This window comes from Streptomyces sp. V4I2, assembly GCF_030817655.1.
Taxonomy (GTDB): domain Bacteria; phylum Actinomycetota; class Actinomycetes; order Streptomycetales; family Streptomycetaceae; genus Streptomyces; species Streptomyces plumbiresistens.
This window is the reverse complement of the sequence record NZ_JAUSZM010000003.1, coordinates 3,023,971-3,045,278: the sequence shown is the minus strand read 5'-3', so window position 1 is coordinate 3,045,278 and position 21,308 is coordinate 3,023,971. Positions and strand designations below refer to the sequence as shown.

Annotated in this window: 20 protein-coding genes and 1 riboswitch; of the genes, 11 read left to right on the top strand and 9 right to left on the bottom strand. The window is 72.5% G+C overall.

Features of this window, described 5'->3' with window-relative positions; translation table 11 throughout:
- The first annotated feature begins 132 nt into the window (after positions 1 to 132).
- The 5 genes from QFZ76_RS14870 (at position 133) to QFZ76_RS14850 (ending at position 5,427) form a co-directional block, all read left to right on the top strand.
- Positions 133 to 831 carry a Crp/Fnr family transcriptional regulator gene (locus QFZ76_RS14870; protein WP_266440888.1) on the top strand — a complete coding sequence of 233 codons (699 nt, stop codon included), beginning with the start codon at positions 133 to 135 and terminating at the stop codon, positions 829 to 831.
- A 105-nt stretch (positions 832 to 936) separates the two neighbouring features.
- Entirely contained in the window at positions 937 to 1,674 is a 738-nt protein-coding gene (locus QFZ76_RS14865; RefSeq protein WP_307674183.1) for a hypothetical protein, read from the top strand.
- Positions 1,671 to 3,857 carry a hypothetical protein gene (locus QFZ76_RS14860; protein ID WP_307674182.1) on the top strand — a complete coding sequence of 729 codons (2,187 nt, stop codon included), beginning with the start codon at positions 1,671 to 1,673 and terminating at the stop codon, positions 3,855 to 3,857. The genes QFZ76_RS14865 and QFZ76_RS14860 overlap by 4 nt, the downstream gene beginning before the upstream one ends.
- On the top strand, positions 3,854 to 4,930 hold the full coding sequence (locus tag QFZ76_RS14855; RefSeq protein WP_307674181.1) for a hypothetical protein: 1,077 nt from the start codon (positions 3,854 to 3,856) through the stop codon (positions 4,928 to 4,930). The genes QFZ76_RS14860 and QFZ76_RS14855 overlap by 4 nt, the downstream gene beginning before the upstream one ends.
- Positions 4,927 to 5,427 (top strand): Pycsar system effector family protein, encoded by a 501-nt coding sequence (locus tag QFZ76_RS14850; protein WP_307674180.1) that lies wholly within the window; start codon positions 4,927 to 4,929, stop codon positions 5,425 to 5,427. The genes QFZ76_RS14855 and QFZ76_RS14850 overlap by 4 nt, the downstream gene beginning before the upstream one ends.
- A 37-nt stretch (positions 5,428 to 5,464) precedes the next feature.
- On the opposite strand, the gene QFZ76_RS14845 is transcribed toward QFZ76_RS14850, so the two are convergent.
- From QFZ76_RS14845 to thiO, 5 genes are all read right to left on the bottom strand, one after another.
- Entirely contained in the window at positions 5,465 to 6,319 is an 855-nt protein-coding gene (locus tag QFZ76_RS14845) for a deoxyribonuclease IV (protein WP_307680015.1), read from the bottom strand.
- Between the two features lie 70 nt (positions 6,320 to 6,389).
- Positions 6,390 to 8,339, bottom strand: coding sequence for a Stk1 family PASTA domain-containing Ser/Thr kinase (pknB, locus tag QFZ76_RS14840; protein ID WP_307674179.1), 1,950 nt, complete (start codon positions 8,337 to 8,339; stop codon positions 6,390 to 6,392).
- Positions 8,340 to 8,457: 118 nt separating this feature from the next.
- Positions 8,458 to 9,252, bottom strand: a complete 795-nt coding sequence (locus tag QFZ76_RS14835) for a thiazole synthase (protein WP_307674178.1) — start codon at positions 9,250 to 9,252, stop codon at positions 8,458 to 8,460.
- Between the two features lie 3 nt (positions 9,253 to 9,255).
- A complete protein-coding gene (gene thiS, locus QFZ76_RS14830) occupies positions 9,256 to 9,456 on the bottom strand; it encodes a sulfur carrier protein ThiS (protein WP_266440910.1) in 201 nt (66 codons plus the stop codon).
- On the bottom strand, positions 9,453 to 10,628 hold the full coding sequence (gene thiO, locus QFZ76_RS14825) for a glycine oxidase ThiO (protein WP_307674177.1): 1,176 nt from the start codon (positions 10,626 to 10,628) through the stop codon (positions 9,453 to 9,455). Before thiO ends, thiS begins: the two co-directional genes overlap by 4 nt.
- A riboswitch (TPP riboswitch) is annotated at positions 10,626 to 10,737 on the bottom strand. It overlaps the preceding gene by 3 nt.
- Before the next feature lie 50 nt (positions 10,738 to 10,787).
- Between thiO and QFZ76_RS14820 the strand changes: the two genes are divergently transcribed.
- The 6 genes from QFZ76_RS14820 (at position 10,788) to QFZ76_RS14795 (ending at position 15,684) form a co-directional block, all read left to right on the top strand.
- A complete protein-coding gene (locus QFZ76_RS14820) occupies positions 10,788 to 11,138 on the top strand; it encodes a hypothetical protein (RefSeq protein WP_307674176.1) in 351 nt (116 codons plus the stop codon).
- Positions 11,139 to 11,170: 32 nt separating this feature from the next.
- Positions 11,171 to 12,412, top strand: a complete 1,242-nt coding sequence (locus QFZ76_RS14815) for an NAD(P)/FAD-dependent oxidoreductase (protein ID WP_307674175.1) — start codon at positions 11,171 to 11,173, stop codon at positions 12,410 to 12,412.
- Positions 12,413 to 12,476: 64 nt separating this feature from the next.
- Entirely contained in the window at positions 12,477 to 12,848 is a 372-nt protein-coding gene (locus QFZ76_RS14810; protein WP_307674174.1) for an Rv2175c family DNA-binding protein, read from the top strand.
- A 139-nt stretch (positions 12,849 to 12,987) separates the two neighbouring features.
- The gene (gene thiE / locus QFZ76_RS14805; protein WP_307674173.1) at positions 12,988 to 13,638 is read left to right on the top strand and encodes a thiamine phosphate synthase; all 651 of its coding nucleotides are present in this window, start codon (positions 12,988 to 12,990) and stop codon (positions 13,636 to 13,638) included.
- A 106-nt stretch (positions 13,639 to 13,744) separates the two neighbouring features.
- The gene (gene metF, locus QFZ76_RS14800; RefSeq protein WP_307674172.1) at positions 13,745 to 14,668 is read left to right on the top strand and encodes a methylenetetrahydrofolate reductase [NAD(P)H]; all 924 of its coding nucleotides are present in this window, start codon (positions 13,745 to 13,747) and stop codon (positions 14,666 to 14,668) included.
- A 56-nt stretch (positions 14,669 to 14,724) separates the two neighbouring features.
- Positions 14,725 to 15,684 (top strand): hypothetical protein, encoded by a 960-nt coding sequence (locus QFZ76_RS14795; RefSeq protein ID WP_307674171.1) that lies wholly within the window; start codon positions 14,725 to 14,727, stop codon positions 15,682 to 15,684.
- A gap of 43 nt (positions 15,685 to 15,727) precedes the next feature.
- Here QFZ76_RS14795 and QFZ76_RS14790 read toward each other — a convergent pair whose 3' ends face one another.
- The 4 genes from QFZ76_RS14790 to QFZ76_RS14775 form a co-directional block, all read right to left on the bottom strand.
- Complete coding sequence (locus QFZ76_RS14790) at positions 15,728 to 17,239, bottom strand: NAD(P)/FAD-dependent oxidoreductase (RefSeq protein ID WP_307674170.1); 1,512 nt, start codon at positions 17,237 to 17,239, stop codon at positions 15,728 to 15,730.
- A 489-nt stretch (positions 17,240 to 17,728) separates the two neighbouring features.
- Positions 17,729 to 18,358, bottom strand: a complete 630-nt coding sequence (locus tag QFZ76_RS14785) for a TetR/AcrR family transcriptional regulator (RefSeq protein ID WP_266440931.1) — start codon at positions 18,356 to 18,358, stop codon at positions 17,729 to 17,731.
- An 83-nt stretch (positions 18,359 to 18,441) separates the two neighbouring features.
- Positions 18,442 to 20,526 (bottom strand): YhgE/Pip family protein, encoded by a 2,085-nt coding sequence (locus QFZ76_RS14780; RefSeq protein ID WP_307674169.1) that lies wholly within the window; start codon positions 20,524 to 20,526, stop codon positions 18,442 to 18,444.
- Positions 20,498 to 21,253: an ATP-binding cassette domain-containing protein gene (locus QFZ76_RS14775; RefSeq protein WP_307674168.1), complete on the bottom strand. Its 756-nt coding sequence runs from the start codon at positions 21,251 to 21,253 to the stop codon at positions 20,498 to 20,500. The genes QFZ76_RS14780 and QFZ76_RS14775 overlap by 29 nt, the downstream gene beginning before the upstream one ends.
- Positions 21,254 to 21,308: the final 55 nt, after the last annotated feature.

The window sequence follows — 21,308 nt, the reverse complement described above, 5'->3', positions numbered from 1 at the left end:
GGGCGATTCTCCGTGGCCGTAGCGCTACTCTGGGTCCCCTGCCAGGGCGGGTGCCGCCGGGCTGATGCGGAACCGAGGGGCTCTCCCGGTTCCGCTTGCGGGGCGGTCGGGGGAAACGGTCGGGGGACGACGGTGGGTCTGTTCGGAGAGCGGCATACCTTCATGGAGGGTCTCGGTCCGGCGGACCGCGAGGCCCTGACGGGCTTAGGCACCCGGCACGACTACCCGCCGCACGAGACGGTGCTCGCCGAGGGCGACCGCACCACGTTCGCGGTGGTCCTGCTGCGCGGCTGGTGCACGGTGTGGACACCGACCGAACGCGGCAGCCGGCTGATACTGGCGCTCCGCAGAGCCGGCGAGGTCGTCGGCGACATGGCGGCGCTCGACGGCCGCCCGCGCAGTGCCTCGGTCAGCGCGCTCGGCCCGGTGACCGGACTGGCCGTGGCCGGTGAACGCTTCCGCTGGTTCCTGGCCTCCCGGCCGCACGCGAACGCGCTGATGATGAGCCAGCTCACCGAGCGCCTGCGCAGCGCCGACCACGAGCGCCGGGCACTGGCCTCCATGACCGTGCTGCAACGGCTCGCGCAGCGCCTGGTCGAACTCGCCGACCGTACCGGCCGAGTGGAGAACGAGGTCGTGACCCTCCGGCTCCCCCTGGCCCAGCACGAGCTGGCCGCGTCCGTGGGATCCACCCGTGAGGCCGTGGCCAAGGCCCTGCGCCTGCTGCGCGAACAGGGCCTGGTGCGGACCGGCCCCGGCACGCTCGCCGTGGCCGACCTGGCGCCGCTCCGCCTGCTCGCCGCCGGGCACCACCACGGCACCGACACCTAGAAGCACCGGAGTCCCGCGCTGTGTAAACGGCTACAGCGGTGACGCGTCGACTCCGCGAGCATTCGGGGAGCCCGCGTCCGGCGGGACGGCAGGGAGGAGAAAGCCATGGAGCAGGAAGCCGCGTACGGCTTCGTCATCAATGTGGACGCGCAGGGCTCCGGCCTGCTGTCCGACACCGAGAAACCGGAGATGCGCAGCAGACTCTACGAGGTCACGGGCGCCGCCTTCGAACAGGCGGACATCCGAGCACCCCGCCTCTACCAGGAGGACCGCGGCGACGGCATCCTCACCGTGCTCGCGCCCGACGTACCGCCGCGCCGGGTGGTGGGGGAGTGGCTGGAGTACCTCCACCAGAACCTGCGGGAGATCAACCGCGGACGTCAGACCCCGCTGCGGCTGCGCGCGGGACTGCACATCGGTCCGGTCACGGCCGACGCCCACGGCCGCTCCGGCCGTGCCGTCGACCTGGCCTGTCGGCTGGGCGACTGCGACACCGCGAAGGCGATCCTCGCGGCCGCGTCCGCCGCCCCCTTGGTGGTGGTCGCCTCCGACCGGCTGTTCGAGGACGTCATCCGGTCCGGTGGCCGCTGGGTGGACCCCGAGCACTACCGCCGTCACGACGTCGACCTCAAGGAGGGCCGCCGTGCCGCCTGGTTCATGGTTCCGGGCCTGCCCCGACCGCCCGAACCGGCGTCGCCGCAGGCGGGCAGCGGGTCCCGGCCGGAACCGGAGAGCACCGGCGCCGGCGTGGTCCAGTACAACCACCACCACGGCAGCGGCGAGTTCATCGTCGGCGGTCACATCGACACCATCAACATCGGCCGGTCCGGCGGCGACCGGTGAACGCGCAGAACCCGGCGCCCCCGGGACCGCAGCCGGCCGGCCCCAAGCCGCAGGCCCAGGCCGAGCCCCAGGCCGAGTCGGCCGCCCAGGGGCCGGAACCGGCCCAGCCGGACGTCATCGGCGGTCCCGCCGCCGACCCGCTCGGCGGAGAGACGCTGCCCGGAGCCGCGGCCGCCGCCTCCCGTGTCTACCGCTCCACCCTGTCCTCGCACGGATCCGGCCCCGTCATCAGCTCCGGGTCCGTCGCGGCCATCAACATCTACGGCGAGCGGTCGGGGGAGCGCCTGCTCGCCGGACCGCTCCCCGACGACGAACTGCGCAGACTGCGCCGGGTCTTCCAGGAACCGGCGGAGTACGGCGCGTACCGGGACCGGTTACGGGCCGGGCGGCTCCTGGTGCTGTTCGGACAGCCCGGCACCGGCCGCGCCTACACCGCCCTGTCCCTGCTGGACGACCTGACCCGCGGTCAGGTCTCCCGGCTCGACCCGCGCACCGATCTGGACACGCTGGACGACACCCAGATCGGCGAGGGCCACGGCTACGCGCTGGAACCCGCCGTCGCCGGACTGCCCGACGAGACCGGCCTCGACCGGCTCTGCGAACTGCTCGGCAAGAAGCAGGCGTACGCGGTCCTGCTGGCCGCCCCCGAACCGGGTGACGTGCTCGCCCGGGCCGGCCGCTACCACCGCGCCCACATCCCGGCGCCCGCCGACGCCGTACTGGACAAACACCTTGCCGCCGAACTCGACGGCGCGCCCGAGGAGTCCCACGACCGCGTCCGCGCGATGGCACTGGACCCCGCGGTGGAGGAGGCGAGGGGCCTCGACGAACTGCTGCCCGCCGAGGCGGCCCGGTTCGCGAAGCTGCTCGCCCGGCACGCCCAGGACGAGCTGTCGTACGACCAACTCCTCGCCGAATGCCGCAAGTTCGCCGAGGACCAGGCCGCCGAGTGGTTCGCCGGGGGCGTCCGCTCCGAGACCCCGGAGCGGCTGCGGGACGCCGCCTACCGCATCGCCCTCGCCGTGCTCGACGGTGCCTCGCTGAGCGCTGTGGCCGAGGCCGCCGAGGTGCTGGCCTGGGAACTCGCCGTGACCGTCGATCCGGAGGCCACCCCGGGCCGTCCGCTGTTCAGCGACGGGGTCGACGCCCGGCTGGTCTCCGCCCGCGCGACGGCCGAACTCGGCGTCGAGCAGATCGGCGACGAGGACGTGCCGGTGCGCACGGTGCGGTTCCGGGGCGAGGCCCTCGCGCCGGCCGTCCTCGGCCACCTGTGGCAGCACCGGCACAACGTACGCGGGCCCGTGCTGCGCTGGCTGGCCGGACTGTGCGAGGACCCCCGACCCGAGGTCTGGGTGCGCGCCGCCGTGGCGGCCGGCCAGTTGTGCCGGCTGGACTGCGTGCACACGGTGCACGAACTCGTCCAGCCCATGGGCCAGGCCGACCAGGCCCGCCGCCGGCTCTTCGCCGCCACCGTGCTCGACGTGGCCCTCGCCTCCCCGGAGGTCGGCACCGCGATCCGGGCCCTGGTCGGCCACTGGGCACGGCAGGGCGACGAGCGGCTGCGCTGGACGGCGGGCGCCGTGCTCGGCCGGGGCCGCGGGACCGCCACGGTCCGCGAGGCGCTGGACCTGCTCGGCGCGATCGGCGTCTGGGACGAGGGGAAACTGCGGGCCGACGCGGCCGTCCAGGTGGCCCACCTGGCCGGTGTCCACGCCGACGCGCTCACCTGCCGCCGGATCCGCGCCTGGCTGTCCGACGAGCGACGGCACCAGCAGGACCTCGGCCTGCAGACCACGGTCCTGCTCGCCGCCGTCACCGTGGTCGACCTGTGGAACCAGCACCCCGACCTGGAGGGCTACGGGGACTGGCCGCTGATGCTGGCCCTCGCCACCGCCCGGCCCGCCCTGGCCCCGGAACTCGCCGGACTGCTGTGGACGGCGCTGCAGACCGGGCGGTCCTACGACGCGGCCATCGAGGCCCTGGCCGACTGGGTGCGGGGATCGGCCGACCAGCCGTGGGCCGACGCGCTGGAGCGGTTCCTGCCGCTGCTCGTGCACAGCCACGACGACCGGCACCGGCTGCTGTCACTGATCAAGGAACTGTCCGAAGACCCCGACCAACCACTGAACGAACAGCAGGTCCGCCGTCTGTGGGGGGCGGTCCAGGGAGCGAGTACGCCATGACGCACAACCAGTGGGGCCGGCCGTGGCCGCCCCAGGACGAGGAGTTCGTCCTCCCGCACGACCTCAGAGGGCCCTTCATCCGGGAGTTCGCCCCGCAGGCGGCCTACCGGCACCGCAACAGCCAGGTGGCCTCGGTGCTCTACTACAAGAACGGCGGGCACAGCATCATCACCGTCCGGGGCGCCGAGCACAACAACAAGCCGATGATGGGCAAGCCCACCTCGGTGTGCTGGATCGCCCGCGGACAGCACCAGGCCTCCTTCCAGCTGGAACTGCCCACCTACGGCGACCGGTCCAGGTTCAAGGCCGGTGCCGACGTCAACTGGGAGGTCAGCGACTTCTACCTGGCCGCCGAGAAGCGGGTCGTCGACGTGGAGCGGATGCTCCGCCCGCCGCTGGAGGCCCGGCTGCGCGGCGTCAGCCGCCGCTACGGCCTGGACTCGGCGCAGCAGGTCGACGAGGCGATCCAGGACGAGCTGGCCAGCGGCCGGTGGAGCGGCTTCGGCGCCGACCTCGGCCTGGCCACCCAGGTCTTCATCCGGATCGATCTGGGCCAGGCGGCCGCCGACCACCAGGCGCAGATGGTCGCGGTGGAGAAGGGCAGCAAGGTCCAGGAGGCCATCGACTCCGCCAACAAGGCGCGCGTCGCGGCGAACATCGACGACGCGCAGAAGCTGATCGCGGCGGGCGAGACCTTCCAGTACGCCACGATGCTGGCGCAGGACCCGGGCCGGGCGAACGAGATCCTGGGCGAACTCCAGCGCCAGGCCCGCGAACAGCGCCACGGTGCCCTGGACTACCTGACCAACCTGATCAACCAGGGCGTGGTCCAGCGCCACCAGATCGACGACCAGGTGCAGGCTCTCATCGAGTACAGCCGTTCGGTCTCCACCACGGTCTTTCCGAACGGGCTGCCGCAGGCTCCGACCTCGTTGCCGATACCGCCGATGCCGGCCGTTCCGCCGGGGCCCGCGGACGACGCTCCGGCCATCCCGCCCGCGCCGCCGAACGACACGGTCCCGGGGCAGGGCCAGGGTGTGCAGGACGCCCCGAGTCCGGGAGCGCGTGAGTGAGTCCGACGACCGCGAGCGAAACGGACGCCGCCGCGCAGTACGTTGCCGAGCGGCTGCTGCTGACCGTCCGCGAGGACCTGGGCAGGGCGGACGTGAAGGCGTCCGTCCTGCTGTCCGGAGCCGTGGCGGTGCCCGCGCTGATCATCGGCAAGGGGGCGCCGACCGACGTCTCCGGCGTGGCCGCGGTGTTCCTCGCGGCCGGCGGAGCGCTGTGGGCGGCCGGCACGCTGCTGCTGCTCGCGGTGATCGTGCCCCGTACCGGCACGGTCCGTGCGATGGCGGGCCCGACCTTCTACGCCGACGGGCTGGGCAGCCCGGATCTCGAGGCGCTGGGCCGCGCAGCCGCTGAGGCGGGCGCCGACCGGGTGCGCTGGCTGCTGACCCAGTTCCAGGACGTCAGCGTCATCCTCGCGGCGAAGTACCGCTGGCTGCGGTGGTCGATGACGCTGCTCGGCGCGGGACTGGCGCTGGCCGCCGCACCGTTGGCGGCGGGCTGAGACAGGGACGTGGCGGACGGCGGCCGATCGCTCGCCGTCAGCCGTCCCGCAGCTTCTTGAGCCGCTCCACGTCCGCCGCGTGCCCCTCCTTGCCGCCGGGCGTCTCGATGATCAGCGGTACGCCCGCGGTCGCGGGGTGGGTCATCAGCGCCCGGAACGGGTCCTCGCCGATGTGACCGGCGCCGATGTTCTCGTGCCGGTCCTTGTGGGCGCCGACCACGTCCTTGGAGTCGTTGGCGTGGATCAGCTTCAGCCGGCCCTCGCCGACCGTGTCCACCAGCAGGTCCAGCGTCTGGTGCATGCCGGCCGGCCCGGTCAGGTCGTGCCCGGCCGCGAAGATGTGGCAGGTGTCCAGGCACACGCCCAGCTTCGGATGGGCGTCCAGCGCCTCGAAGTACGGCCCGAAGTCCCAGGTCCGCGAGCACAGTGAGGCGCCCTGCCCGGCGGTCGACTCCAGGAGCAGGAACGGGTCGTCGTCGTGGGTGAGCTCGTCGAGCAGCGGCAGCAGATACTCCCGCACCTGCTTCAGCGCCACCGACCGGTCCCGCCCGCCCGTCGCGCTGCCGGTGTGCACGACCACGCCCAGCGCCCCGATGTCCCGCCCGCGCCGCAGCGAATGCCGCAGCGAATCGACCGACTTCTCCGCGGTCGCCTCGGTGTGCGAACCGAAGTTGATCAGGTACGGGGCATGCACGTACGCCGGGATCGACTCGGCCGCGCACACCTGGCGGAACTCCTCGTCCTGCCGCGGATTTCCGGCGGGGGTGGCCCAGCCGCGCGGGTTGGCGACGAAGACCTGAACGGTCTCGGCCTTCAGGTCATGGGCGTAGGACAGGCCCACGGAGCGCAGACCGCCGGCCACGGGGACGTGGCCGCCGACGGGGTTGCGCATCGTGCCGGAGGTGGTGCCGGGCTGTTGACTCTTCACCTTTCCAGGGTGTCATGCGGCCCGGCCCCTTCCGTCAGCGGATCGTGATGGTGATGGTCGATCCCTTGGGGGCCGTCTCCCCGCCCTGCACGGACTGGCTCTTCACGGTGTCGCCGAAGAGCCCGAGCAGTCCGCGGTCCTCGTCGACCTGGAAGCCGGCTCCCTCAAGAGTCGCCTTGGCGTCGTCGACGCTGTCACCGACCACGTCCGGGACCTCGACCATCTCGGGGCCCTTGGACAGCGTCAGCGTCACGGTGTCGCCCTCGGCGGCGGTGCTGCCGTTCTGCGGGGTCTGCCGGGCGACCTGGCCCTTGTCGTACTCGGAGGAGTTGACCTCCTGGGAGGCGATCTTCACCTTCAGGCCTGCCTCCTCCAGCTCCGCCTGAGCGTCCTCCAGAGTCGCGCCGGTGACGTCCGGGACGTCGATCGGGCTGCCCTTGCTGACGGTGAGCGCGATCGCCGAGCCCGCGCGCCGCTCGGTGCCCTTCTCCGGGTCCGTGGAGATCACGAAGCCCCTGCGGACATCCTCGCTGAACGCCCGGGTGACCATGCCCGGCTCCAGCCCGCCGTCCTTCAGCAGGGACCTCGCCTTGTCCAGCCGGTAGCCCTCCACGTCGGGCACCCGGACCGTCTCCGGGCCGTCGGAGATGGTGAGGGCCACCGAGTCGTTGTCCCGGATCCGGGTGCCCTGCTTCGGGTCGGAGCTGATGACAGTGCCGCGCTTCACGGTGTCGCTGTAGGCGTGCTCGACCTTGCCGACCTCGAGGCCGGACTGCTCCAGCCGGTCCCGGGCCTGTGCCTCGGTCTTCGCCAGCAGCGGCGGGACCTGCGTGAACTGGCCGGAGTTGATGTACCAGACGCCCGCCCCGAGGCCGAGCGCGAGCAGCACGGCGGCCACGATCGTGACGAGCCGGCGACGGGACCGGTCGGTACGGCGGCGCGGGGGAAGGGGCGGCGGGCTCTCCAGCCGGCTCGTGCGGTGGAAGACGGCCCCTTCCGCTTCCTCGTCCTCGTTCACCGGCAGCGGGCGCGGCACAGTCAGCGAGCGCGGGATCACGCTCGTGAGATCGGCACCGATGTCACGCTGCTCGTGGTCCGAGGAGAGCGCCTGCGGCGGCACCGCGTCCAGCTGGTCCACGCTGAGCGCGGCACGCGCCTCGCGCGCCTGGGCGAGCAGCGCGACCGCGTCGTACGGGCGGATCGCAGGGGTGCGGGCGGTCGCCGAGGCGACCAGCTCGTCGAGCTCGTACGCCATGCCGGGCACGACGGCCGAGGGCGGCGGGACGTCCTCGTGCAGGTGTTTGTACAGCACCACGGCGGGGGAGTCCCCGTCGTGCGGCCTCTCGCCGGTGAGCATCTCGTAGAGGACGACACCGCACGCGTACACGTCGACGCGGGGGTCGGCGGCGCCCGGCTGCTCGATCTGCTCGGGCGCGAGGTACGAGACGGTGCCGAGGACCGCCCCCGTGGTGCTGGTGACGGTGTCCACGGAGCGTACGAGCCCGAAGTCGGCGACCTTGACCCGGCCGTCGTCCCCTATCAGCACGTTCTCCGGCTTCATGTCCCGGTGCACGAACCCGGCGCGGTGCGCGGCGCCGAGCGCGGCGAGCACCGGCTCCAGGATGTCCAGGGCGGCACGCGGCTGCAGGGCCCCGCGGTCGCGCAGGACGTCGCGCAGGGTGCAGCCGGCGACGTACTCCATGGCGAGGTAGACGTACGACCCGTCGGTGCCCTGGTCGAAGACCTGCACGACGTTCGGGTGGGCCAGCCGGGCGACCGACTTCGCCTCCCGGATGAACCGCTCGACGAAGGTCCCGTCGGCCGCGAGCGCCGGGTGCATCACCTTGAGCGCGAGCACGCGGTCCAGGCGGGTGTCCACGGCCCGGTAGACCGTGGCCATCCCGCCGACGGCGATCCGCGCGTCCACGCGGTATCGCCTGTCGAGCACCTGCCCGACCAACGGGTCCTGAAGGGTCGTATCCACGCAGGTGAGTGTACGAGCCGCGACTGACACGGCCGCCGGTTCGCTCCGGATCGGGGCGGGACTGAAGCGGAGCTGTGACGGAGGTCGCACCGGCTGTCCGCTTCAGTCGAACGTACGTTCAGAATGCCGGCCGTTCGGGATCCAGCCTGGCCAGCCCCTCTGCCGGGGACGACGCCTGGGCGAAGTGCCTGCGCGGGATCCGCCCCGCCCGGTACGCCAGTCGCCCCGCCTCCACCGCGTGCTTCATGGCCTCGGCCATCAGCTGAGGCTCCTGCGCCCGCGTCACCGCCGAGGCGAGCATCACACCCGCACACCCCAGCTCCATCGCCAAGGCCGCGTCCGACGCCGTACCGGCTCCCGCGTCCAGAATCACCGGCACGCGCGCGTGCTCCACGATCAGCTGGAAGTTGTGCGGGTTGCGAATGCCCAGTCCCGACCCGATCGGCGACCCGAGCGGCATGATGGCCGCGCACCCGACGTCCTCCAGCTTCCGCGCCAGCACCGGATCGTCGTTCGTGTACGGCAGCACCGTGAACCCGTCGTCCACCAGCGTCTCCGCCGCGTCCAGCAGCTCGATCGGATCCGGCAGCAGGGTCCGCTCGTCGGCGATGACCTCGAGCTTGACCAGGTCGGTCCCGAGCGCCTCGCGCGCGAGGCGGGCGGTGAGGACCGCCTCGCCGGCCGTGAAACAGCCCGCGGTGTTCGGCAGCACCCGGATCCCGAGCTTCTCCAGCACCGAGAGCACCGAGCCGTGCACGTCCGGATCGACGCGCCGCATCGCGACCGTCGTCAGCTCCGTGCCGGAGGTGACCAGCGCCCGCTCCAGCACCTCCAGGCTGGGTGCCCCGCCGGTGCCCATGATCAGGCGGGAGGTGAAGGACGTGTCTGCGATGACAAAGGGATCGTCGGCCATGGGTCAGCCTCCTTGGACGGCGGTGAGGACTTCGACGCGGTCTCCCTCGGAGAGCGACGTGGCGGACCACTGCGCGCGCGGGACGACGGTTTCGTTGAGGGCGGCGGCGACTCCGGAGGGCGCCGCGGTGAGGGACCGTACGAGCGTGTCGAGGGCGGTGCCGGGAGCGACGTCCTGCCACTCGCCGTTGACCTGGATCTTCATGCGGGCTGCTCCGTGCGGACGGTGCTGAAGCGCTTGGGTGTGAACGGGCGGGCCACGTCCGGGAGTTCGCCGGTGGTCAGGGCGTGCGCCATGGAGTCGCCGGTGACCGGCGTGAGCAGCACGCCGTTGCGGTAGTGCCCGGTGGCCAGCAGTAGCCCGTCCAGGCCGCTCGGGCCGAGCAGCGGCGCGTTGTCGGGGGAGCCCGGCCGCAGACCGGCGCGCGTCTCCGTCAGCGGCAGCTCCGTGATCCCGGGCACCAGCTCGTGCGCGTCGCGCAGCAGCTCGTACACCCCGCCCGCGGTCACCGTCGTGTCCCAGCCCAGTTCCTCGCTGGTCGCGCCGACGACCAGTTCGCCGTTCTCGCGCGGCACCAGGTAGACCTGGCTGCCGCGCACCACGGCCCGCACGGTCCGGCTCAGGAAGGGCGCGTACCGCTCCGGCACGGTCAGCCGCAGCACCTGCCCCTTCACGGGCCGTACGGGCGGCAGCAAGTCGTCCGGGACGCCCGCGAGCCGCCCGCTGAGGCTGCCCGCGGCCAGCACCACCTGCCCGGCGCCCAGGACGACGCCCTCGCGCGTGACGACACCGGCCGCCCGCTCCCGTACGACCGACAGCCGCTCCGCCCAGGTGCGGTGGAAGGCGACCCCGGCCCGCTCGCACGCGGCCACCAGCGCCGCCGCGAGCCGCCGCGGGTCGATCTGGTGGTCCCCGTCGACCCGCAGACCGCCGCGCACGCCCGGCGCCAGCATGGGCTCCAGGCGCCGGCACTCCCGCCCGGACAGCCACTCGGAGTCCAGGCCCGACTGCCGCTGCAGCGCGTGCAGTTCCCGCAGATGGGCGCGGTCGTCGGCGTCCAGCGCGACGGCGAGCGTGCCGCACCTGCGGTAGCCGAGGTCGTGCCCGGTGAGGTCGGTGAGTTCGGCCGCGAAGTCCGGATAGCGGCGGGCCGACTCCAGGTTCAGGCCGAGCAGGGTCTGCTCGCCGTAGTGCAGTTCCGTGACGGCGGCCAGCATTCCGGCGGCGACCTGGGCGGCCCCGCCACCCGGTTCGGGGTCCACGACGGCCACATCGAACCCGCGCTGCGCGGCCCGCCAGGCCGTGACCAGGCCGATGATCCCGCCCCCGGCGATCAGGACGTCCGAGGTGTGTGAGGTGTCTGACGTACGCGACATGGGCGTCCAGCCCCTCCCTTCGCCGGCATGACCCGGATCAGGTTCGTACGGTCGGAGGCCGCCAGCCTCCCTCTCAGCCCGGTGCGTCCGGGCTCCCGCGTGTGCTTTCGTTGGCCACCCTAGCCAATGCCGTATGTCTCAGTAAGGGAGCCTCCTCCTGTGGCCCGTTCGCTCGACGGCCTCGTCCTCGCCCCCGTCGCCGACCAGGCCCCAGGTCAGGTGGGTACCCGCACCCGGTTCGCGTACCACGAGAAGGACGGCGAGATCTGGGCCGAGTACGCGGGCGGGGACGTCGTACGCGGGCACCTGGTGGGGACCCGGGAGGGCGACCGCCTGGACTTCCGGTACGTACAGCTCAAGGAGGACGGGACGACGTCCTCGGGGCACTGTGTGTCCACGGCCGTCGAGCTGCCCGACGGCCGGGTGCGGCTGGAGGAGACCTGGGAGTGGGAGTCGCAGCCGGGCAGCGGGACGAGCGTTGTGGAGCAGGTCACCGAGCACGCCCCCTGACTGACGATTTGTCAGTTGTCTATGGTGATCAGGTGAGCGAGCAGACGCAGGAACGGGGCACCTCCACGCCACGGCGTGTTGTCGTCGTCGGGGCAGGCATGGCCGGGGTGCAGACCGCGGTCGCCCTGCGGGAACAGGGCTTCACCGGCAGCGTGACGCTGATCGGCGCGGAGCCCCATCAGCCGTACGACCGGCCCCCGCTGTCGAAGGCCGTGCTGCTCGGCACGGCCGAGGGCTCCGCCTTCGACGTGGACTTCGAGGCACTCGGCATCGAACTGCGGCTCGGGCGCGAGGTCCTGGGTGTCCACCCCGCCGAGCACGAGCTGGACACCGCCGAGGGGCCGGTGCCGTACGACGTCCTGGTCCTCGCCACCGGCGCCGAACCGATCCGGCTGCCGGGCGCGGAGGGCGTGCCCGGCGTGCATCTGCTGCGCACCCTGGACGACGCCGAGCGGCTGCGCCCGGTGCTCGCCCGGCAGCACGACATCGTGGTCGTCGGCGCGGGCTGGATCGGCGCCGAGTTCGCCACGGCGGCCCGCGAGGCGGGCTGCGCGGTGACGGTCGTGGAGGCGGCCGACCGGCCGCTCGCGGGCGCGCTGCCCGCCGAGGTGGCCGCGCCCATGGCCGCCTGGTACGCCGACGCCGGGGCCACTTTGCGCACCCACGCGCGCGTGCGGAGCGTCGAGCCCGGCGCGGTGCTGCTCGACGACGGCTCCCGGCTGCCCGCGGACGCCGTGGTCGTCGGCATCGGCGCCCGCCCCGCCACGGCCTGGCTCGCCGGCTCCGGCATCGAGCTCGGCAGCCACGGCGAGGTCGTCGCCGACGACCGGCTGCGCACCTCGGCGCCGGACGTCTACGCGGTCGGCGACTGCGCCTCCTTCCCTTCGGGAAGGTATGGCGAGCGCCTGCTGGTCCACCACTGGGACAACGCCCTCCAGGGCCCGCGCACGGTGGCCGCGAACATCCTCGGCGGGGCCACCGGCGAGCCCCCGGCCGTCTACGACCCGGTCCCGTACTTCTGGTCCGAGCAGTTCGGGCGCTTCGTCCAGTACGCCGGCCACCACGCGTCCGCCGACACCACCCTGTGGCGCGGCGACCCGACCGGCCCGTCCTGGACGGTCTGCTGGCTGCGGGAGGGCCGCCTGGTCGCCCTGCTGGCCGTGGGCCGCCCCCGGGACCTGGCGCAGGGACGGCGGCTGATCGAGGCGGGGACGCCCATGGACCCCACGCTGCTGGCCGACCCGGCGCGGCCCTTGAAGGCGGCCATGGCGTAGTGCGAAACCCCAGGTCGGGCGCTCCTGGCTTCCGACTGTCAGTGCGGGATGGCAGGCTTGTCCCGTGACCGAGATTGACGCAAAGATCGATGCTCTCGTCCCCGCCTGGCTCACCCTCCCCGACATCGCGGAAATGCTCGATGTCGAGGTGACGCGTGTGCGGCAGCTGGTCAAGGACGGCCAGCTCATCGCCGTACGCCGTGGTGAGAACCGCGCGCTGCACGTCCCCGCCGCCTTCATCGACGGGACCGAGCAGAAGGTCGTCAAGGGCCTCACCGGCACTTTGACGCTCCTGCGGGACGACGGCTTCACCGACGAAGAGATGCTCGAGTGGCTCTTCACCCCCGACCCGAGCCTGCCCGGCACCCCCGCGCAGGCACTGAGTGAGAATCGCGGCACGGAGGTGAAGCGCCGGGCCCAGGCGCTCGCCGTCTGATCTGAGCACGCTGATCTGAACATCGCCCGACGTACGGGCCGTGGTCCGCAAGCCGCGGTCACGGTTCACTGCGGCCCGCAGCGGCCGACCGCACCGGCCTGCCACGGCCCGTACGTCATCGACCTCGGGGGACCCACGCATGCCCGACACCACCGCCCGCGCCCAGCTCGCCGACGCCAGGGTCTACCTCTGCACGGACGCCCGCAGGCGGCAGGGTGACCTCGCCGAGTTCCTGGACGCCGTCCTGGCCGGCGGGGTCGACATCGTGCAGCTGCGGGACAAGGGCATGGAGGCGGCTCAGGAGCTGGAACACCTGAAGGTGTTCGCCGAGGCCTGCGCCCGGCACGGCAGGCTCCTCGCGGTCAACGACCGAGCCGACGTCGCTCACGCCGCCGGTGCCGCCGTCCTGCATCTGGGACAGGGCGACCTCCCGGTCCACGCCGCCCGCGCGATCCTGGGCGAGGACGTGCTCATGGGCCGCTCCACGCACGAGGAGTCCGAGGCCGCCGCGGCCGCCGACCAGGAGGGCGTGGACTACTTCTGCACCGGCCCGTGCTGGCCGACCCCCACCAAGCCCGGCCGCCACGCCCCCGGCCTCGACCTGGTCCGGTACACCGCGTCCCTCGGCACCGACCGCCCCTGGTTCGCCATCGGCGGCATCGACCTCGGCAACCTCGACGAGGTGCTGGAGGCGGGTGCCCGCAGGGTCGTGGTCGTGCGTGCCATCACGGAGGCGGACGACCCGGGCGCGGCGGCGGCGGAGTTCGCCAAGCGGCTGCGGCAGGCGTGACTCCGGTCACGGCTTTAGTGTCCGAAAGGTGGACAACAAATAGACAAATCGGGCAAATTCCCGGGTTCTGGTTGGGGGACCGCCTCGCCCTGACTAACCTGCGGGTATGGCCCTCGGCACCGCATCCACCAGGACGGACCACGCCCGCACCGTGCGTGACATGCTCGCGACCGGCAAAACGACGTACTCCTTCGAGTTCTACGCCCCGAAGACCCCGAAGGGCGAGCGGAACCTGTGGAACGCGCTGCGCCGGGTCGAGGCCGTGGCGCCCGACTTCGTCTCCGTGACCTACGGCGCGGGCGGTTCCACCCGCGCGGGCACGGTCAAGGCGACCGAGGCGATCGCCTCCAACACGACGCTCACCCCGATCGCCCACCTCACCGCGGTCGACCACTCGGTGGCCGACCTGCGCAACATCATCGGGCAGTACGCCGACGCCGGAATCCGCAACATGCTGGCCCTGCGCGGCGACCCGCCCGGCGACCCCATGGGCGACTGGGTGCCGCACCCCCGGGGCCTCACCTACGCCGCCGAACTGGTCGAACTCATCAAGGCGTCCGGCGATTTCTGTGTGGGCGTCGCGGCCTTCCCCGCGATGCACCCGCGCTCCTGCGACTGGGACAGCGACGTCCGCCACTTCGTCGACAAGTGCCGCGCGGGCGCGGACTACGCGATCACGCAGATGTTCTTCCACCCGGAGGACTATCTGCGGCTGCGCGACAAGGTCGCGGCCGCCGGCTGTGAGACCCCGATCATTCCCGAGGTCATGCCGATCGCGAGTGTGAAGAGCCTGGACCGGGTGCCGTCCCTCACCAACGCGGCCTTCCCGCCCGCTTTGAAAGAGCGAATCCTCACAGCACAAGACGATCCGGCCGCTGTACGCTCCATTGGCATCGAGTACGCCACGGAGTTCTGCGCCCGGCTGTTGGCCGAGGGAGTGCCCGGACTGCACTTCATCACGCTCAACAACTCCACGGCGACGCTGGAAATCTACGAGAACCTGGGCCTGCACCACCCACCGCAGGCCTAGACCGGTCGCACCGACATACGACACACTGCGTAGCGGCCACTGGGAGAGGGGCGTACATGGGCTGGACGGTCCTCTACATCGCGTTCGGCATCGTCGCGCTGTGGCTGCTCGGCGAGGTGCTGCTGCAGTACAAGGCGCGCCTGCGCTGGCGGTTGCTGGCCTTCGGCGGCTTCCTCGGCGTCGTGCTCGGCGTCCTGATCCCCTCCGTGATCGTCATCGGCCTGGGTGCCGCCGCCTTCGCGGTCGGCCAGACCTACGTCACACTCTCCTTCCGCAGCGGCTTCGCGTCCGGCTGGGCGGTCAGCCGCCCGGGTGCCGACGGCACCAAGCGGCGCCGCGGCAAGGCCGACCGCCAGGACCCGACCCTGGAGGTCACCGACCTCGCAGCGGCCGACGCCGGCTTCGGCGGCGACGCCGAGTACGGCCAGAGCACCGGCGCCTACGGCCACGACGACTACGACCGCGACGACGTGTTCACGCCCGCGCACCCCGTCGACCCCCCGGCCGCCGAGAGCACCGCGGTGTACGAGCCGCAGCCCCTGCCCGACGACACCGGTTCCTACGGCATATACGGCAACTCCGGGTACGCGGCGGCCGCCGACTCCTCGTACGCCGGCGCGGACCAGCCCCAGGACCAGTACGCGGCAGCCGCCCAGGGCGCCGACCAGACCTACGGGTACGACGGCTACTACCAGCAGCAGTACGGCTACGACACGTCCGGACAGCAGCAGTACGCCGCCTACTCCGACCCCTACATCGGCACCCAGACCTACGGCGGCGGCTCGTACGACGCCTCCTACGGCGGTCAGCAGCAGTACGACCAGCAGGGCTACGGGCAGGACCAGTACGGCAACGCCACCTACGGCGGGGAGACGCCGGCCGGCGGGGTGTGGGTGCCGCAGCAGCGCAGCACCGACGACCCCTACGGTGGCGAACTCCCGCCGGAGCAGCCGTACCCCTACCAGGACAACGGCCAGGGGCAGGGCAACGGCTACGACGAGCAGTACCGGTTCTGAACCGTCCCTCGGCCCGGATGCCGGCGGCCCGGATCCCGGGCGTTCACTGAGAACCCCGGAATTCCGGCCCCTCCACGACCAGTCCGGCGACCAGCGCGCCCGACATACCGGCGTGCGGGAGACCGCCGCCCGGGTGCGCCCAGCCGCCGACGGCGAACAGGCCCGGTATCGCCGTGTTGTTGGACGGGTGCAGCAGGGTCCCCGCGGCCGAGGCCAGGGAGGGTGCGGGCACGCCACCGCCCTCGGCGCCCGTCTCCTCACGGGTGTGCAGGGGCGTACGCACCTCCTGCCACAGCGTCCGCTCGCGCAGCCCCGGGACCGCCCGCTCCGCGGCGGCGACCATCCGGTCGGCGAAGGCGTCGGCAGCGCCGACGGCCGTCCAGTCGTAGTGCGTCTGTGACGGCACTGTCGACGTGAGCACCACGGCCTCGTGTCCGTCGTCGGGGCGCAGGGCCGGATCGTCCGGCCGGTCGATGCGCACGGTCGGCTGCTCGGGCGGCACGCCGTGCGCGAAGAACCCCAGTTCGCTCTCCGAGTCCGGGCTGTGCACGACGGTGCGGTGGGCGGCGTCCGCCGCCCGGGCGCCGCGCAGCGCCAGGCAGACGACGACCCGGCCGGCGGCCATGCCCTCGGGACCGGGCTCGACCGCCTTGGCGTCGTACAGCGCACGGCCCCGCACCAGGTCACGCAGCCGCCAGGGCCCGGTGCCGACCACCGTGTCCGCCTCCGCGACCCCGCCGTCCGCGAACTCCACGCCCGACGCCCGGCCGTCCTTCTCCAGCACCCCGGTGACCTCGGCGCCGAAGACGAACTCGACCTTCCTGGCCAGGCACCGCTCGTACACCGCGCGCGCCAACTCCCGCATCCCGCCGCGCACATACCAGGTGCCGAAGGCGTGCTCCATGTACGGCAGCACGGACGCGCTCGCGGGTGCGTCGCCCGGGTCCAGGCCGTACGTGAGGGCGTAGTTGTCCAGCAGGGCGGCGAGCCGGGGGTCGCGCAGCTCCCAGGCGCCGATCTCGGCGAGGGTGCCGGCCCGGCGGGTGCGCAGCAGACGCTTGTGGGGGACCGCCGGATAGGGCTCGCGCCCGGCCAGCACCGACCAGTTGGGCCACAGGGGCTCCTCCAGGAGGGGCCTGCGTGTCCGGTCCCAGGCCTCCCGGGCCCGGACCAGGAAGTCGCCCCAGCGCTGCCCCGCGCCCGACCCGAGCGCCTCGTCCAGAGCCGCGACGGCGCCCGCGCGCGAGGCGTTCGGCAGCGACACCTGGGTGCCGTCCGCGAAGAGGTGGTGCGAGGACGGGTCGACCTGGACCAGCTCGACGCAGGACTCCAGCGGCTCCTTGCCGGTCTTGACGAACAGGTCGCGGTAGACCGCGGGCAGGGACAGGAGCCCCGGGCCCGTGTCGAAGGAGAAGCCGTCCCGCTCGAAGCGGCGCACCGCTCCGCCGTACGTCTCCGTACGCTCGTACACCGCCACCCGGTGGCCCGCGACGGCCAGCCGGGCAGCGGCCGCCATCGCGCCCATCCCGGCGCCGATCACCGCAATCCGTGCCATGCCTGCGACTTTATCGGCCGCCACTGACAACCCGGCCACGGCCACCGGCTGTCGGTCCGGAACCGCGATCGTGACCAGTCGGCGACCCGGCGTCCTTGGGGCTGAGTGCGCAGTGCTGAGTATCCGTACCTAGCCGGTTAGTTGAGTACGCGTGCGGATGGGCCGCGACCTGCATCAACGAGAGAGTGGGGGCACGGAGAAGGGGCAAGGCTCCGGCACCGGCGACACGGGGCGCCGGAACGGAGCCGCCCCCGATCCGCTCCTTCCGCCGGCCGATGCCGGCGGGAGCGAGGCACGGGGGGACCCGGGGGACGACCGTACGGGGGCCCGACGGGGGAATCGGGGGAGTACGGGGGAAACGGGGGAGCAGGAGGCGCCGGTTCGAGGTGGCCCGCGGGGGACGCGGCCACATCGGACCGGCGCTTTCGTGTGTCTGCGGTAGCCGTGTCGCGGTGACGAGGTCGCGCCGGCCACGCTGGGCGGCCGTGCTCAGCCGCGCCCGCTGACCCGCCCCTGGAGCAGCCGGGACAGCGCCGCGTGCACGTCGTCCAGGGAGCGTTCCGGCTGGAAGGCCTGCCAGTCCAGGGCGGCCACCAGGACCATGCCGACCAGCGCGGCCGAGGTCAGTTGGATGTCGATCTCTTCGCTGAACTCGCCGTTGTCCACGCCCTCGCGCAGCACGCCCTCCACGACCGCGACGGCTTCCTGCCGGACCACCATCAGCGTGGACTGCCAGGCCCGGTTGGTACGCCACAGCTCCGCCACGTACAGCTGCGTGAAGGACGGGTAGGCCTGGATGAAGACGAGACCCGCGCGGATCATCGCGTCCAGGGCGTCGACCTTGCTGCCGCCCTGCCGTGCCGTCCGCTCGGCCGCCTCCCGAAGGGAGGCGGCGAGGAGCCGCACGCCGTGCCGCAGCAGTTCCTCGAAGAGGACGGACTTGCTCGCGAAGTTGTAGTAGACGGTGCCCTTGGCGACCCCGGCCCGCTCGGCGATCTCGTCCACCGTGGTGGCGGAGAAGCCCTGCTCGGCGATGAGCGTGACGGCTGCCTCGTAGAGTTTTTGCCGGGTGGCCTCGCGGCGCGTGCTGACACCCTGCGGGGCGCTGCTGCTTTCCATGGTCCTGATTGTCACAGGAGCGTTCCCTCCAGGAGTCATCGGAGGAGGCACCGGAGGTGTCACCGGAAGTGTCACCGCGGGGCTCACAGGGTCAGCTCCGGGTGCAGCCGGTCGAGCGTCCAGACTTGCCGACGGCGGGCCGACACGGCGGTCAGCGCCAGGGCGCCCGCGGTGAAGGCCGCCAGCACGGCACACGCCTGCCACACCGGACCCAGGCCGCCGCCGGTGATGAGCCTCCTGAGGGCCTCGACGACGTAACTCATCGGCAGGAAGGGGTGCAGCGCGTTGAAGAAGTCCGGACTGGTCTGCACGGGGTACGTGCCGCCCGCGGAGGTCAGCTGGAGCATCAGCAGGGCCAGGACGAGGATCCGGCCCGCCGCCCCGAAGCGCGCGTTCAGCCACTGCACGATCGCAGCGAAGCACGCCGTCACCAGGAACAGGAAGCCCACCGTCCCGGCCGCCCGCGCCATCTCCAGGCCGACCGCCCAGTGCAGCACCGACATCAGGGCGACCGTCTGCAGCACCCCGATCGCCACCACCGGGAGCCAGCCCGCCAGTGCGATCCGCCAGGCGGAGGCGCCCGCGGCGAGGGCACGCCGGTTCATCGGGGTGATCAGCATGTAGGCCACCATCGCGCCCACCCACAGGGACAGCGGGATGAAGTACGGGGCGAACCCGGTGCCGTAGTTGGGCGCCTTGTGCAGGTCCCTGGAGACGAGCTGGACCGGGTCCGCCATCACCTCGGTGCGCCGGTCGCGGTCCCGCTGGTCGTAGTCGGGGATCTGCTCGGCGCCGTCGTGCAGTCCGTCGGAGAGCTCGCCCGAGCCGTCGACGAGCTTGTACATGCCGCCGCTCAGGTCCTCGGCACCCGTCTTGAGGTCGCCGACGCCCTCGTCCAGGTCGGTGGCGCCGGTCTCGGCCGTGCCGAGCCCCGAGTGCAGCTTTTCGGCGCCCGCGGCGACCTTCCCGGCGCCCGTGTTCAGCTCGTTGACCTTCTTCGCGGCGTCGGCAAGGTCCTCGGAGAGGTGCGGGGCGTGGTCGGCGAGCGCCTGGGCCTGCTTCTGGAGCGTGCCGAGGTGACCGTCGAGCTTCGCCAGGTCGCCGTCCTGGTCGGCGATGAGCGTGTTGACGTCGTCGGCGACCTTCGCCACGTCGGCCGCGGCCTGCCTGGCCTTCTTCAGGTCGGCGCAGGCGGCGTCCGGCAGCACGGGGTCCTCGCAGCGCGCCTGGTAGACGGCGTCCAGCGTGTCGGAGGCCGCGTGGGCCCCCTCGGCGGCCGTCGGGGCCGTCTTCACCAGCGTGTCGAGGTTGTGGCGGATCGCCGCCGCCGAGTCGGCGACCAGCCGGGCGGTGTCGCCGATGGTCTTCTCGTTGTCATCGAGGAAGGGCCCCACCGTGTCCGCGACCCCGTTGACCTTGTCGGCGAGGGCCTGCGTGCCCCCCGCGACCTGCTTCGAACCGTCCTCCAGGTCGCCCGCTCCGCTGTCGAGCTTCGTCAGCCCCTCGGACAGCTCGCCGCTGCCCTTCCTGGCGTCCTTCAGACCGTCGGCGAGGTCCTGGGAACCCTTCTCCGCCTTGCCGATGCCACCTTCCAGGTCATCGGCCCCCTCGGCGGCCTTCACCGTCTCGCCGTGGATGTCCGAGAACGAGACGAAGATCCGGTCCAGGAACGACCGCGACGCCTTGGTGGACGCGGTCGTGCGCACCTCGCTGAACACCGTCCGCGAGATCTGCCCGACGATGTAGTTGTTCGCGTCGTTCGTACGGACCTGGAGCGCGCCGGTCTCCGGAGAGTCGCCCGAGCTGGAGGCGATCCGCCGGCTGAAGTCGGCCGGCATGGTCAGCGACAGGTAGTACCTGCCGTCCTCCACGCCCGCGCGTGCCTCGGCGGCGCTCACCTCGTGCCAGTCGAAGACCTCGCTCTCGCGCAGCCCCTCGGTGATGTCGTCGCCCGCCGCGAGCTTCTTCCCGTCGGCGCGCGCCCCTTTGTCGTCGTTCACGAGCGCCACGGGAATGCGGTCCAGGCGGCCGTACGGGTCCCAGAACGACCACAGGTACAGGGCGCCGTACAGCAGCGGCAGCACCAGCAGCGCGACCAGGGCGGCGCGCGGCAGCTTCCCCCTCCCGAAGCGGCGCAGCTCAAGCGTGGCCAGTCTCGGCGAGCGCATCGGCCTTCTCCTCCCCTTGGATCTCCCCTTGGGTCTCCTGCGACTGCCGGGTGGAGACCTTCACCGTGTCGTCGGGCGCCTCGCTGCACACCGCCACGACCGTCGTGCCGGCGTCGGCGAGGGACCTGAACAGCGTCCAGACCTCGGCCCGTTCGGCCTCGGACAGCTTCAGATCGATGTCGTCGACCCCCAGCAGGCCCGGGCGCCCGATCAGCGCCAGCGCGACGGACAGCCGCAGCGCCTCCAGCCGTTCCAGATCGCGTACGGCGGTCCGCGAGCCCTTGGGCAGCGACTCCAGGTGGAGACCGGCGGCCGCCAGCGCGGTGTCGATCCGCAGCTTCGCCTCGGTCGCCCGCTCGGACCGCGGCCGCAGCAGCCCACGCAGGGAGTCGCCGAAGTGCCGCTGCAGCAACGCCCGTTCGTGCAGGTGCTCCCCGACGGTCAGCGCCGGGTCGAGGTCGGTGAGCCCGGCGACATGGGCCAGAGCACTGACGCGGCGCACCGCCGCCAGGTGCTTCGGCAGCCGCGCCCCGCTCACGGCCGCCGTGCCCTCCGTCGCCTTCATCCGCCCGGTGAGCGCGAGCAGCAGGCACGTACGCCCGGACCCGGACGGTCCCTCGACGGCGATCAGCGAGCCGGGCTCCGCGTCGACCCAGACCCCACGGAACGCCCAGCCGCGTGGGCCCTTGAGCCCGAAACCCTCGGCTGTGACACCGACTGCGCCCACAGCTCCCCCTGTTGATGAACCGTAGTTTTTGAACTGACTGGTCAGTGCAAAAACT